Source organism: Alcanivorax xiamenensis, assembly GCF_009846745.1.
Classification (GTDB): Bacteria; Pseudomonadota; Gammaproteobacteria; order Pseudomonadales; family Alcanivoracaceae; genus Alloalcanivorax; species Alloalcanivorax xiamenensis.
Genome location: NZ_AQPF01000049.1, coordinates 14,595 through 28,549, shown reverse-complemented (window position 1 = coordinate 28,549; position 13,955 = coordinate 14,595). Strand labels below are relative to the sequence as shown.

Sequence of the window (13,955 nt, the reverse complement as noted above, 5' to 3'; positions counted from 1 at the left end):
CCACGATGACCGTCGTGGCGGCGGGTGATGGCATATTGTGACATAGAGCGGCGGGTTTCCGCCAGAAGGCGTGTGGGAATAGGGGTGTCCGTTACCTGGATCGCCCTATGGATCCAGCGAATACAACGCCTGGTGCCGTGAGCCCTGCTCGGCCGCCTGCCGGAATACCTGTTGGGGGACGGTAATGCCTAATCGCTTCAGCTCCCGTTGATAACTCAGCAGCTGCCGCCGGAAAGCACTGGAGTACATGGCGTGCCGGCGGCCCTTCGCGTCTTGTGACTCCACGACCATGTAATACCCCCGCAGGCTTTCTCGATACCCTATGGTGACCCACACGGTCTGGCCGTTGCGGTCACCTAAACATCGCGCTTGAGACATGGGACTCCATCCTCAGTTCTCGGAATTTTATCCCTAAAGTGGCCATCGCATCCTCAATGGGCACTGCCAGACGTTATACGCCTGAAAGGTAAGTCAATTCAATAGGTTGCGTATCAACGTCTTGGGCAAATATGTCTACCTTGACCAAGTGCCCCAAACGAAAACGCCCCGCAAAATGCGGGGCGAGGGCTAGAGAAGGCCGTGTCGGCTGAAGCTGAACCATTGACCGTGGCCGACAATGATGTGGTCCAGCAAGCGAACGCCGATCAACTCCAAGGCCGAGTCGATTCGGTTTGTTGCTGCGCGGTCACCGGCACTGGGCTGAGGCACGCCGGATGGGTGATTGTGCGCCAGTATCAGGCTCGTGGCGTTGCAGGATAGCGCGGCCTTGACGATCTCTCGCGGATGCGCCGCACAGCTGTCAACGGTGCCCTGGAAGAACGCCTCGTACCGTAGCATCCGGTGCTTATTGTCCAAGAGGATGCCGACAAACATTTCTTGCTCTTGACCGGACAGCTTGAGTTGAAAGTACTTCGCCGCGTCATCGGGTTTGTCGAACACCTCGGTGTGTCGATGATACTGTCGGCGCAGTCGACGCTCCAACAGCCCGCAGGCCGCGTCGATGATCGCTTGCTCCGTCTCACGGAGTGATGGGTGACGTTTCATGATAAATCCCGGAATACGGGGAGTCCCTCCATCCGGGAGGGGCTCCCGGGTGGAGAGGAAAAGTCGAGGTCAATCAGTATTCGGAAGGCAGAAGTAGCGTGGTGACGCTCCTATCCGCTTCCGTAATGACCCAGATCGTGGTGTGAGGGGCGATGGAATAGCTCGACATCAGTCGGTATCCCTCGGTGAGTGCTTCTTCATTTGATGCCTGGTCTTCTGGCGGCATCTCGCCCCAGTCGCCGTGACGGTGACGTTGAAGATAGTGGGCGGGGTGAACGTTGGTGTCGGCAAACGCCGCGGCGGCACCCGGAGTGATGACAGTTGCTCCCAAAGGGAAACGGGGTTGGATCGTAGGCATGGTGCGTCTCCTGAATAAGCACGGAGAAACACGCGCGGATGCGCCCCATGGGGAAGTGTTTCCCCGTGGGGTGAAATGATTGAAAGAGTGCCATGGAAGGCGAGGTTAGAGATTGGATCGAGCCAAGCGGCCGCGCCCCGTTTCACGATCCGGCGGGGCGTTAAGGCAAGGGACCACACGGTTTGTGCGGCGAGAGCCACACCCATTGTTGCAGGATTCAAGGACGGGACTCTATACTGTTATTATGGACAGTAATCGAGTGTTGATTTGTGGTGGTGAGGCAGGCGGTTCCCCCCATGCCTGTCTCAAGGCGCTGGGGCAGTTGTTGTCGCTCCGGAAGATCGATGTGGCGCTGATTCACGGTGGCCACCCGCATGCGGAGACTGCGCAACGGTGGGCGGCATCGAACGGGGTTGACCACATTGTCTACGCCTTGAATGTACGGCGCCATGGTGACAAAGCTTGGCGGCACCTGAATCGCCTGGTGATTGAGCATGGTCACCCGGACGGCATTGTTGCTCTGAACGGCGGGCAAGGCATTGATCATTTATTAAGACTGGCCGTCAGGGAGGGCATTCCGATTTGGATGCCGTATGGGAATCGACATCAACCCAAAGCCTGTTAGAGGGTTAGTTCCATCAGTGCTGATGATGCAGAGGCTCTGTGGGGAAAAAGCTTGGTCGCGGCGCTAACGTCGTGGATGGCCTGATTGACCAAACCCCTATCGGCTGAAGCCTTTTACTGGTGGCTGATATAGGCGTGCCGCTGAAGCAAGAGAAGCCTCGGCCCACCTGTAGGAAATAACGGAGGCAGGAAAAAAATGTCATAAAAAAATCATAATAAAGAGCAGGATGTTGCGGCTTTCTGCGGGGGAGAGCGGAGTATAAGTGTCATTAAGAAGCCTTAGCTTGGGATGAAACAAGGCCCTATGGAGATTGGGCCTCCATAAAGAATCCTAAGGGAATAAGGCTATGCGACGCATTATGCTGCCGTTTATGGTGGTGTTTTTATTGGGGGCACCGTTATCCGCATCCGCTCTTTACGAGAGTGCCATTGAGCAGGCCCGTTCCTGGCTGACACAGCAACAGAATGCGGACGGCAGTTGGGGTGTGCTCGAAACGGAGCGATTTATCGCGACCACAGAAGTGGTCAAGGCTCTCCATGCCAGTGGCGCACGTACAGAGGCTTATTATCGGGGCGTGACCTGGCTACAGAATCGCGCCGGCAATAATGTGGACTATGGCGCCCGCCGCGCGGTGGCTTTGTCTGCTTCTGGTACCAATACCGCCAGTCAGTGGATACCTCGACTTAGTGAGATTCAAGACCCAGCCCTTTCCGGACACGAAGGTTGGGGCCTCAGTTCACATTACCTGGAATCCCCCTTGGACACCGCACTCGTCTTGGAAGCCCTGGCTCGCATTGGTACTGCAGCCGGGGGGTCGAATGTGTCCATCCAACCCGCGCTGGACTACCTCAAGAACGCACAGATTGGTCAGGACGGCTGGCCGTTGGGGCAGCAGAGTGGCTCTGACCCCTTTGTAACGGCCCTGGTGGTAAAGGGGCTTGCACCGTGGGTCAGTCAAGACAGTGCCTTGACGCCGCTCATAGAGGACGGAGTGGCTAACCTGGTTGGCCAAATGAATAGTGCCGAGCCAATAGTGTTGCAGGCGCTGGCTGCTCACGCGGCGCTGCTGGTCGGCAACACCGCGGCCGCAAGTGCTTGGCTGTCTTCCATGGCCTTGAATCAGGCGTCGAATGGGAGCTGGGAAGCGCGGGCGTATGACACGGCCTTGGTGGTTCGCGCCATGGCGGCGGCCGACGGGCTGGACTCAGGAAATCTACACACCGTGGTGAGCATCCCGGATGCCAATTTGAGGCGGGCGATCAACGTCGCCCTTGGCCGTGGTGCTCTGGATGCACTGAATCGCGGTGATCTTGCTCAGTTGACGACCTTGGATGCCAGCAATTTAGGGATCACAGACCTCACGGGTTTGGAGTGGGCCGTTAACCTTGTCCACCTGGACGTATCCGACAATCAAATCGTATCCCTCGATCCCATCGCATCATTGAGCCTGGAAACACTGGATACATCGGGCAATCCCGTTGGCAGTAGCCGAAAGGGGGCAGAGCAACAGTACGCCGAAAGCTCCTCCGGCCCTGGCCGTGCCGGTAACGGCAGTACCTTGAGCGTCACGGATACCGGGTTGGTGGAAGACGCCCCAGCCGTGGGAGCCGCGGATCTCGACCCGACAATACTTATCCCTCTCATGTCCTCTATGTAGAGACAAATGGAAGATGTGGGTTCTTTCTACAAGGAAAAAAAGGAGAAATGACGATGAAACGGACGATCCAGATTTCCGCACTGGGACTGGTTGGCGTATTTGCCATTGGGGCCGCCCATGCGGCGTCGCAGAGTGCTCTGATTACTGAAGTAGTGGTCGAGCCGGCTTCAAATAAGGTGCATCTCCACTTTGATCAGGACGTCGGCCCTACTGGGTGTATCGATAATCAGGCGGTGTTCGGTGGGGACGGAACTGAGGACGGTGGTACGAAACTACTCGCCTCGCTGGCCTATGGCGCAATGCTCTCCGGAAAACGCGTGACGATCGAGGCAAATGCCTGCGATTACGATGGTGCGCCGATTATTGGCCGGATGGGGATCAGCCGATAGCTACTCCGGCCTCATGAGGCGAAGCTGAACCGTTTTGAAGCATCGATACAGGGATGAGAACCATGAAGAAAACACAATGCATTGCCGCGAGCGCGCTCATGGTCGTGGCGGTGGCTTCGGTAGGAGACGAACGGCCCCACAACGCGCCACTGAGTGCCACTGACCGGGCGGCGGTGCAGGCCATTGGCACTTCAGTCATTGACGCTATCCGCCTTGAAGAAAGACCGGAAGAGTATGAAGCGATCAAGGCACAGGTGCGTGCGGTAAAGCGCGAAATTGAACGCCTGGCCGTTCCTTCGGGTTCAACCTTGACGCTTCAAGACTCCAACGACCAGAACGTCGCGCCGACGACTCGTACTCAAAATGTGGCAGTGGTGGATTCGGACAAGGCGGCACTGACAGCCTTGCGTAATGAAATCAACACGCTCAAGGGCATGACCCACCATCTGAAGCCTCAGGATCAGGAAGAGGGCTCAGTATGGCGGCGACTGACGACGTTATTTAATGGCTCAACCGCACCGAACCGGGGCTCATCGATCATCCAGCCCATCACGCCCGCAGTATTTGAGGCGCTGGATAGTCTGGAAGAGGACGTGGGCACTGCATTGACCCTGGCACCTGAAGACCGTGCCCGAGCAATCGAGAGGCTTTCAAGGGGCTTCATCCTTGGAAAACAGCCCCTGCCCGTTGAACCGATCAAGACGTCGGAGGGTAGTTCGGCCTTTGTTGAGACGAAGGCGGAGCGATTCCCCTCCACGCCGACCTTTCAGACTCGCACTCGACACCGCCGAACGTTCAAGTTGAACCCATAAAAATCAAGGACGAGATCATGAATCGCCTGCCGAATTTTTCATTAGGGGGGAACCGAGAGTTCCTAGTCTATCGTCGGTACGTGAGTGCGATGGCGTACACCATTGTGCTGTGCCTATTTGCGTTGTTTGGCGCACGGAGCGCGCATGCCGACCCACTGGCGCAAACTCGGGAGATTCTGTTCGAGTGCCCTCCGGAAGAGGGGGGCTGCGAGCAGGGACTGATCGCCCAGAAGGCCGAAGCCTTGGAAAGTGTGGCCGCGATGTATGAATACGTTCGCAACACTCACGAGTACGCGCTGTATCACGGATCCCGTTCAAACACGATCAATACATTCATGGGCCAGCGGGGCAGCGATGTGGACATCGCATCCGTATTGATTGCCATGTACCGGTCGCAGAATATTCCGGCTCGTTACGCCAAAGCGATAGTGAGTGCGCCTGCCGAAGATGTGGCCAACTGGATCGGTGTGAAGAACATCGAACTGGCGGCGGCGATCATGGATGACCAGGGTATTCAAAATGTGAATCTGGTTGACGTGGACGGTACCCCGACCATCGAGTTCGAACATGCCTGGGTTCAGGTGAGTGTGCCATTCTCTGATTATCGTGGTGCCTTTCCGCCCAGAGTGGACTGCTCCGCCACACCAGGTCGTTGTCAGTGGATCGATGTCGACCCGTCCTGGAAGCTAAGAGAGTATCATAATAAAAATATCGACATCTATGGGCAGATACCATTTGAATATGATTATTATTATGAGGCAATTAAATATAACGATTTTTTCTACAGTGATAAAGGTCCGCTTGAAATCTATGAAGGACTTATCTCCTGGTACACGGCTTACAATATAGAAGATATCATCGATCTTGGGACTATCATTCCGGTCCATGATGGCATTCTGCCTGCATCCCTGCCTTATCAGATACTGAGCGCTGTCGAAACTTTTAATAGCATCGAAGAGCACGATGATGTCAACGATCCTGATTGGGCAAAGTATCTTGTTATCAATTATGACTTGGGAAATTGGGCACCGGATGACTCTGTTTTTTCCTCGGACCCGATAGCGCTTTCTGATCTGTCAACAAAGCGAATTACCCTAAGTTACTTCCCCGGAAATGGTATTGAAGGTGACCCGTTTGAACACCATCAAATGCTTCTGCGATTGGATGGTGAAATCATTGATACCCCGATTGTCGTCGAGACCTCTAATGTGGAGGTCGATTACATCGGATCGCGCTTCAGCGTGATGTTCGAGATGGACGGGGCTCCATCCACCACTGGCGAGGAAGACCACGTTATTGCCGCTACCTACCGGAACCTGATATTTGGTGGCTACTACCTCATTGGCACGGGCGGTGACACCTCAAACTGGTCCCAGGTCAATCGGGCTGCCGGTCGGCTCCTGAAAGCCAATGAAGAGTTTTCGATCATCAACGATAGCGAAGGTGTGCCCTACGTGGATTCCAATGGTAACGGTGCCGTAGATGAGGGTGAAAGCCGACTAATTGATGATCGAGTAGCACAGGATGAGCTGACCGGTGGGTTATTGAATGTTGCCATGACCCAATACTTTACTCGTTTTACAGAAAATACCCGACGTTTGGATGCGCTCAATCACGTCATTTCTCCCATTGCGGGCTTTGTGGGCATGGTGAGCTCCACTTATGAGGTTGACTACTTGGGAGACACGGCCTTCTCGGTTATGCCTGGTGGCTTGCTCATCGACATGAAGGGGGTTCAATTCAACGGCTCTTGGCGGATTGATCAACCCGCTTTTTTTGCCAATGCGCACTTCGAGCTACTGGGACACGAAGGCTCCTCCCTGGAACATGAGATCTGGCAGGAACTAACCGGCTTCGATGCCATATCGACCGTTCGAGGAATCCAGATGGCCTTGGCTGGTGAAGATGCAACACTTATGAGGTTATACAACGGCTCTGAAAGCACGCTGCAGTCCATGTATGAGCAATTTGGACTTGATGAAGAGCCCCCGGCTGGATTCGATGGAAAGCAATGGCCTATCTACAACACCGCTCCGTATTTTTGGAAGTACTTTAATACCAATGGCGATAGGACCTTTGGTATTATAAAAAAAACGGTCTCTTCGCCTACGGATCTTCGCGCCCCGATTCTTTACTACTCCAATGACAACTGGGCCAGCAACATTGAGAGCATGTATCAGTGTGAGCGGCAGATACGAGGTCTGATTTCGGAGCATGGCGGTGGTGCCACGCTCAATGCAGGAAACCTTTGTGGGTATAGCTATGTAGGGGGGACGACCCTGAGCCAGCTCTTAAACGGTTTTGAGCAGTATTTTAGGGCCTTCTTCGGTGTGGGATCACGCGGTAAGTTTGATTATCTCAACTTGAATTCGGGGGCGCATTGGTCACCGATTAATGATCTCGTCTTTCAGGTAGGCTTCTATGATTTCGATAAGATCCTGCATGATCTGTCGACGGTTCAGCGCATACGTAATAATTTGCTTTTCGGTGGATGGGTTGGGAACAACCCCGCGCGGTGGGAGTACGCAATTCCTAGCCGAAAAACCCGAACGGGGTTTAATCGATTCACGGTTTATGTTGAGAAAGTCTACGACGACGTTGAAGGGGACCTGGTCAGTCAGACATACAGTATCAGTAATGACAGCTTTTCCGCAGGCGGCGGTTGGGTTGACGGCAGCATAAGGTTGACTCAATCTGATGTCGGCGATTCCATCCTTAAGCCGAAGTTTGATAATGAGGTCTTCACGGATAAGAACTTGGTATCGGTCACCAATAACGATCTCGTTCGCACGCCGTCCACCGCGGATCCCGTCTCCACGGTCACCGGCAATATGTACCATGATGAGACCGACTTGGTCATTAAAGGGCGAGGTCTGCCCTACGTTTTCACCCGGTCTTATAACTCCCGAAAAGCCCAGGTGGAGACAGACAGTCCTTTGGGGTATGGATGGACCCATTCCTACAATATGAGTTTACGGTCCAACGACTACGGGAAGTGCCCTAACTGCGATCAACAGACGGCAGAGGAGAATGATAATCAGATCCCGTCCTCCATCAGCTATGTCGATGAGCGGGGCGGGGAGCATACGTATATCCTCAACGAGGATGACAGTGCGGAACGTGTGATATCCGAGAACCCGCCTGGGGAATTTGACACGCTGTTGCTGAATACACCGGCTTCAGGTCAGCACACCTTGCAGTTTAGGAACGGCGTAAAGTATGTCTTCGAGGAAGCGGGAGCTTCGGATTTAGTGACTACACCGGATGAAACCGCCAGGTTGAAGTACATTCAGGATCCTTATCAGAATCGAATTTCCTTAAGTTATGACAGTTTGGGTCGGGTCATATCGGTGGTGGATAATTTGGAGATCGCTGGCCGTACCGGATTGACGATGAGTTATTCCGGGGACTCGCACCATATCCAGACTATTAGCGATTGGACCGGTCGCGCCTGGACCTTCAACTATGATGATGGCGGCAATCTGGAGCAAGCGATTGACCCTATGGGCAGCGCGATGGACTACACCTATCACCCTGACTCGCACCTCCTCAACGAAATCATCCACCCCCAAGTGCGTAATGGAAAGCGTAAGCAGATGGCCTTTACCTATTACGGAAATAATAAAGCGTTTAATTATACCAATACCTTGGGTGAAACCGAGACCTTGAACTACGATCTGTATCGGCAGCGCACACGTGTCACGGATCCCAGAGGCTTTGTCAGAGAGCATTTTTACGACAGATTCTACGGCTCATTGCGTACACTCAAAGAGCCAGACGGCAATGTCATACAGTTCCAGTCCACACCGGATGGATTACGTTTTGACAAGACCGATGGCCTGGGGCGTCGCTGGAATTACTCTTACAGGGCAGATAGGGCGCTCGGTGGCCTCAAGTCGGATAACCATGGTTTGCTCTCCCGAATACGAGATCCACTCATGAATGACATGGATTACAGCTATGGCATTTATGACCAGCTCACTACCGTGATGGACAAGCGGGGGAACGAAGTCACGCGCTCCTACTACGAGACCACTGATGCGGCGAGTGGTGCGGTGAAAGGCAAGCTGCATGAGGTGCGGGCCACCGTCAACGGAGCGCCCAACGTACTCCTGGAGCGGTATACCTATTACGCCAGCGGCGCGCCGTTTGGGCAGGTCAAGGAACGCATAGAGTTCATTGATCCTGCTGTGCCGGCACGTCAGCGTATTACGACATATACCTACGAAAGTAATGGCCTCAATGTTCAAAGTAAGGTTGTAAAGGGGGCAACCAGCGGGGGTAGCATCTCGACGACTTATACTTATGACGCTCTGGGGCGTAAGGTGACGTCGACTCTCCGCCGACGCACCTCAATGATTGACACGTCGATAATGGAGCTCACCACGCAATATGCTTACGATGTGCTCGGTCGACTCACCAAGGTGACCACGCCGAGGGGGGATATCCACGAGAAGGTTTATGACGATAACGGTAAGGTGACCGAAGAGAAAGTACACTATCTTAGCGGCACCCCCCGAGAGCATTGTGCCTCCAGCAGCGGGGGCTATGTGACTTGTACCTATGTGACGAACGCCTATGATGCAGTCGGGCGGTTAATTCGAACGACGGATATACGTGGGAATAGCACCTCATACACCTACGATGCGATGGGGAACAAGCTGAGTGAAACCGACGCCAATGGTCACACAGTGCGGTACGAGTACGACAGTATGGGGCGACGTACAGCTCGAATTGACGCCAACGGCCACCGTTCCACCTTCAAGTACGATTTGGCAGGGCGACTTATCCAGGTTACGGACCCTAATGGCCATCGTGTCCTGAACACCTATGACGCCCTGGATAATCTGGAGTCAGTAACCACCGAAGCAGGTCGCATTACCTGGCATGCCTATGATGCTAATGGCAATCTGACGAATACGTGGGATGCAAACGCGACTGCCGACACCAGTTTCCCCCTTAACAGTGAACACAGCAGTCTTCATCGAGAGTACGATGAGCTAAACCGTCTGATACGGGAGCTGGATGCGCTGAATGGCAACACGCTTTATAGCTATGATCTTTTAGGTAACATTACCCGCATTACGGACGCTGAAGGACAAGTAACCACCTTTGTTTACAATGATCTTGGACGTTTGATTGAAACTCGGGACCCTATTGTGGAAAGTGGCTCGGACAAGACCGACCGAGTTCTACAATATGACCAGGCTGGCAATGTGCTCTTGACGGAGGACCGATCAGGCCGTCAGCGGCGACATACTTATGATGTAATGAACCGACTGGTTCGTACCGAGTACCTTCAGGATAGTACGTACGACGCTTGGCAATACGATGCCTTTGGTGATTTGGTGGCGGTCAGTAACGAGGACGTCACATACACCTACAGCTATACCGCACGTCATGAGCTGGCCAGCAAGACCGACAGTCGACTGGGTAAGACATTAAGTTGGACGTACGATCCGGCAGGTAACGTCGCTACCAAAACAGATTACCAGGGCGAGGTGACGACGTACCAGTATGACAGCATGAACCGGCTGGTTGGATTGAGCAATCCCGCGTATTTACAGGTGAGTTACCATTATGACGGCGCGGGTCGCTTGATTGATCGTCTATTGTCAAATGGCGCCAAGACCCATTATCTCTACGATGATGACGATCGCTTGGTTCAACTTCAGAACCTTTCCGCAGATGATACCGTGGTGGAAGATCTAACTTATCAGTATGACCACGTTGGGAATGTCACGCAGATCAGCGATTCGGTTAACGATCAGACAACAGCGTATAAATACGATGCGTTGTATCGACTCACTACCGTCGATAGCAGCATTGATGCGGAGGATCGAGAATACACTTATGACGCTGTCGGTAATCGGAAGAGCGAGACTCGTAATGGCACTGCCTATTATTACTGTTACAACACCCGTGACTGTAGTGGCGCTCCCTCCGGCAATCGATTGATCAGCATTAGGACAGGCAGTGCCACGGGGTCGATATACCGACGGTTCGATTATGATGATAGTGGCCGCGTCACTCACAAACGGGATGGTGGCGGAAGTCCGTTGTATACGGTGACCTATAACGGGAAAGGCAGGGCCTCCGAAATCAATGGGACGTTGTTCGAGTACGATCCTAACGATTACCGTATTCGCAATGGTGACCATCTCCACCATTTGGAAGCCGAACACCTTGAGGCGACATACGATCTTGCCGGGGTGTTGGAGAATAAATATCTCCGTGGTGTGGTGGTGGATGAGATCGTGAACGGTTTCGCCTACCATTCCGCGGATGAGAACGACTGGACCAACTATACCTTCCATCACGACCACCTGAATAGCGTATCCGCATTGACTGGACACAATGGCTCGGTTGAAGAGACGACCTCCTTCGATGCGTTCGGCGCTCCCCTGACTCAAGCGATGCCGGGTACTGGGAATACTCTATTGTACACGGGGCGTGAGTACGATGAAGATACTGGTCTCTATTATTATCGTGCTCGTTACTATGACCCTCAGATTGGCCGATTTATCAGCGAGGATCCGCTCGGGTTTGAAGGGGGGCATAATTTTTATGCTTATGTTGACAACAACCCCATTAATTACAACGATCCAACGGGGCGATGCCCCTGGTGTCTGGCAGCGGTTGTCCCCGTCTTGGAAACTATGGGCATTGGGGCAGCTACTAGCGTAGCGACAGGAGCTGCGATCAGAGGTGGGGCAGCAGCTTACCAGGGAGGTGATATATCTTCGGCCATATTGGATCCTAGTGCTATCGTAACGGATGCCGGTGTTGGGGCTATCGGAGCAGGCCTGATTTTTAAGGGTAAGCAACTTTACCAAGCGAGACACATAGCAGCACCAGCTTCAACGAAGCTGTTGGCCGGTAGTGGCTCCCGCGCTCAAGCGGAGATTACTAGTGGAATTTATTATTTTGAGCAAGCAGGATTAAAATATACTGGGCAGTCTGGTCAAATTGGAACGCGATTAGGGGCCCATGTGACAAACCCATCAAAACCTATATCATCAATTGATGATGCGGTAAGAGCTGCTGTTGATGGATCTAAGACAAGCAGGGAAGTCGCTGAGCAATTGACATTGTGGAATATGGGAGGGGTTAATGGCCGCGGAGTCCTAAACCATGTCAACCCTATCGGCTCTTCGAGGGCAGGCTTATTAAGCGATAGCACTTTAGGGAATATCAGCGCCATCGCTACTCCGGGCCAATCATTGTGGAATCCAGTTGCATCAGGCTCATTGCTGGGGTTGGGTGTGAATGGCGCGTCGGCGGGCGGAGGGTTTGTGTTATATCCATCGAAGCCCAATACAAATATGATGCAAAGTGTTTATAGGAAATAGGTCGATTATGGGTGCGTGGGGAGTTGGACCATTTGACTGTGATGAAGGATTGGATATAAAAGATAGATGGGAAGACTGGATTAATGGATATAATGCCGTTGGTTATGATGAGGCAATAAAGCGATTTTTCAGTCGTTGGGGAGACGCCATAAGATATGGTGACTCGATAACGAACAACGAAATCATCGCTCTTGTTGCATTGCATTTTGATAACCAGATGCAGCCTCCGAGGAAATTGGTGAAGGCTGCAGGTGAAGCAATCAATCGAGAGCTGGAACTTTCTGAAGTCGGTAAATGGGAACATGATAAAAGGAGGCTTCGGGAAGAGTTTTTGTGCGACTTTCTTGATAGGCTTGGTGCTGTAAGAAAAAAACCCAAAAGTCAAAATTTGTTCATGGATCCAGCGTTGAACTATCGTTCTTTGAATGTAGCAAAAAAGGGGTTGCTGAGATCTTTTAGAAAAATCAAAGACCGGGAAAAAAGAGTTGGTTTTGATAGGGCGGGGTTTCCTACTTTTTTCAATACGCTTTTCAGATTTATGAATTATGGAGTTTGGGAAAAAGATTCTAAGGTGTTCATGCAGGCAAATACGGAACGCTTGATGATGTTGGCAACTTACTTAGCTATCGGTCTTGACTACTCCGAGGATGAGTTGAAGGCGCTGCTAGATGAAGTCGAAAGAAAAAAATATCGATCTTAAAGGCGTATCGCGCTGCTGATAACGTTGGGAATAAAAGAGAGAGGATGGGAAAAAGACGTCCATTATACGGAAAGAGTATGATGGTTATAGGGTTTGTCTTGTTCTTGGGTGGTCTTTCTTGGAGTCTTTATTGATGCTCTTAAGCGGTAGATTGTAGTAATGGCGCGAGTGATGATTAAATACAATGCAATCGGTATATAAGAAATAATGGGCTGGAAAATGTCTGCTGTGTTTGTTATGGAAGAGGGGGCAGGTTTAATGGTCCCTGGCCCGATACAGGAACCTCAACTTGAGGAAATTGAATCTATACGATTGCTGAAGGGATATAATAAAATTCGATACGCACTGTTGGATGAAGTTATTTACCCGGACAAGAGTGAGATCGCGGTTGGTGTATATGAAAATAATGCCATATTGTGTCACTGGGCTCTTCCTGTTGCATTAATGGGCGATAGATCAATGAGGAAGATTGTTGGGAGAGTAAAAGGAGCAGAAGACATTAAGCGTGAATTTTTTGAATTATTTTCAAGCGCGCAGGTGTTGTCTCTTGTCCTTCATAGTGCGGTTAATCTTTGGGGGTATTGCCTTTATGACAAAGGAAGACTAAGGCGTTCGGCAGCTGGAGCTTCTGATATCGGGCTCGTCGTAAATGAGGGGGTATTGTTGCCTGAAGAGAGAGTCATATTAGAGAATGCCACGATAGACGACTATAATAGTAAAGGGCAAGGCGTGGAGTTGGTCTTTGAGATGAGTCGACGTGTCTTTGGGGAACGTATTGACGAGATGCGCAGTCTTGAACATCCAATGGTAATCTATCAGGCGAAAAAACGGCATTTTTTTGAAAGGCTTTGCGGTAACCGATAGTTTTTGTAATGGCATATTGATATGCTGGTGCGCCAGATGGTGAGGTTTCTGTCGTACTCTATTTTTATGTGTGTGGGCGCCACATTGTCGGGATTTTCGCGGTCTTTTGAAGAAGGTTCGGCAAGCGTTCTGGACCTCTTTTTTCAGGCTTTTC

General features: G+C 52.1%; 10 protein-coding genes. 7 read left to right on the top strand and 3 right to left on the bottom strand.

Annotated features, from left to right (window positions below):
• Positions 1 to 105: 105 nt before the first annotated feature.
• From A6D6_RS18655 to A6D6_RS18645, 3 genes are all read right to left on the bottom strand, one after another.
• Complete coding sequence (locus A6D6_RS18655) at positions 106 to 378, bottom strand: hypothetical protein (RefSeq protein WP_116028208.1); 273 nt, start codon at positions 376 to 378, stop codon at positions 106 to 108.
• A gap of 189 nt (positions 379 to 567) precedes the next feature.
• A complete protein-coding gene (locus A6D6_RS18650) occupies positions 568 to 1,044 on the bottom strand; it encodes a JAB domain-containing protein (RefSeq protein ID WP_063140665.1) in 477 nt (158 codons plus the stop codon).
• Positions 1,045 to 1,117: 73 nt separating this feature from the next.
• A complete protein-coding gene (locus A6D6_RS18645) occupies positions 1,118 to 1,402 on the bottom strand; it encodes a hypothetical protein (RefSeq protein WP_063140664.1) in 285 nt (94 codons plus the stop codon).
• A gap of 244 nt (positions 1,403 to 1,646) precedes the next feature.
• On the opposite strand from A6D6_RS18645, the gene A6D6_RS22185 reads away from it, so the two are divergent.
• The 7 genes from A6D6_RS22185 to A6D6_RS18610 all read left to right on the top strand — a co-directional run bounded on the left by A6D6_RS22185 (position 1,647) and on the right by A6D6_RS18610 (position 13,801).
• Positions 1,647 to 2,027 carry a DUF2493 domain-containing protein gene (locus tag A6D6_RS22185; RefSeq protein WP_203385000.1) on the top strand — a complete coding sequence of 127 codons (381 nt, stop codon included), beginning with the start codon at positions 1,647 to 1,649 and terminating at the stop codon, positions 2,025 to 2,027.
• 346 nt (positions 2,028 to 2,373) lie between these two features.
• Positions 2,374 to 3,684 (top strand): hypothetical protein, encoded by a 1,311-nt coding sequence (locus A6D6_RS18635; protein ID WP_159661540.1) that lies wholly within the window; start codon positions 2,374 to 2,376, stop codon positions 3,682 to 3,684.
• Between the two features lie 53 nt (positions 3,685 to 3,737).
• Positions 3,738 to 4,073, top strand: coding sequence for a hypothetical protein (locus tag A6D6_RS18630; RefSeq protein ID WP_159661539.1), 336 nt, complete (start codon positions 3,738 to 3,740; stop codon positions 4,071 to 4,073).
• A 62-nt stretch (positions 4,074 to 4,135) separates the two neighbouring features.
• Positions 4,136 to 4,885, top strand: a complete 750-nt coding sequence (locus A6D6_RS18625) for a hypothetical protein (protein ID WP_159661538.1) — start codon at positions 4,136 to 4,138, stop codon at positions 4,883 to 4,885.
• A 17-nt stretch (positions 4,886 to 4,902) separates the two neighbouring features.
• Positions 4,903 to 12,237, top strand: a complete 7,335-nt coding sequence (locus A6D6_RS18620) for an RHS repeat-associated core domain-containing protein (RefSeq protein WP_159661537.1) — start codon at positions 4,903 to 4,905, stop codon at positions 12,235 to 12,237.
• Positions 12,238 to 12,244: 7 nt separating this feature from the next.
• Positions 12,245 to 12,937 carry a hypothetical protein gene (locus tag A6D6_RS18615; protein ID WP_159661536.1) on the top strand — a complete coding sequence of 231 codons (693 nt, stop codon included), beginning with the start codon at positions 12,245 to 12,247 and terminating at the stop codon, positions 12,935 to 12,937.
• A gap of 219 nt (positions 12,938 to 13,156) precedes the next feature.
• A complete protein-coding gene (locus tag A6D6_RS18610; RefSeq protein WP_159661535.1) occupies positions 13,157 to 13,801 on the top strand; it encodes a DUF6928 family protein in 645 nt (214 codons plus the stop codon).
• The last annotated feature ends 154 nt before the right edge of the window (positions 13,802 to 13,955 follow it).

What these genes read in the sequence shown, in the direction of transcription:
- A6D6_RS18615 (WP_159661536.1), top strand. Translation starts at nt 12,245, where the DNA reads ATGGGTGCGTGGGGAGTTGGACCATTTGACTGTGATGAAGGATTGGAT.
- A6D6_RS18650 (WP_063140665.1), bottom strand. Translation starts at nt 1,044, where the DNA reads ATGAAACGTCACCCATCACTCCGTGAGACGGAGCAAGCGATCATCGAC.
- A6D6_RS18655 (WP_116028208.1), bottom strand. Translation starts at nt 378, where the DNA reads ATGTCTCAAGCGCGATGTTTAGGTGACCGCAACGGCCAGACCGTGTGG.
- A6D6_RS18630 (WP_159661539.1), top strand. Translation starts at nt 3,738, where the DNA reads ATGAAACGGACGATCCAGATTTCCGCACTGGGACTGGTTGGCGTATTT.
- A6D6_RS18610 (WP_159661535.1), top strand. Translation starts at nt 13,157, where the DNA reads ATGTCTGCTGTGTTTGTTATGGAAGAGGGGGCAGGTTTAATGGTCCCT.
- A6D6_RS18625 (WP_159661538.1), top strand. Translation starts at nt 4,136, where the DNA reads ATGAAGAAAACACAATGCATTGCCGCGAGCGCGCTCATGGTCGTGGCG.
- A6D6_RS22185 (WP_203385000.1), top strand. Translation starts at nt 1,647, where the DNA reads ATGGACAGTAATCGAGTGTTGATTTGTGGTGGTGAGGCAGGCGGTTCC.
- A6D6_RS18635 (WP_159661540.1), top strand. Translation starts at nt 2,374, where the DNA reads ATGCGACGCATTATGCTGCCGTTTATGGTGGTGTTTTTATTGGGGGCA.
- A6D6_RS18645 (WP_063140664.1), bottom strand. Translation starts at nt 1,402, where the DNA reads ATGCCTACGATCCAACCCCGTTTCCCTTTGGGAGCAACTGTCATCACT.
- A6D6_RS18620 (WP_159661537.1), top strand. Translation starts at nt 4,903, where the DNA reads ATGAATCGCCTGCCGAATTTTTCATTAGGGGGGAACCGAGAGTTCCTA.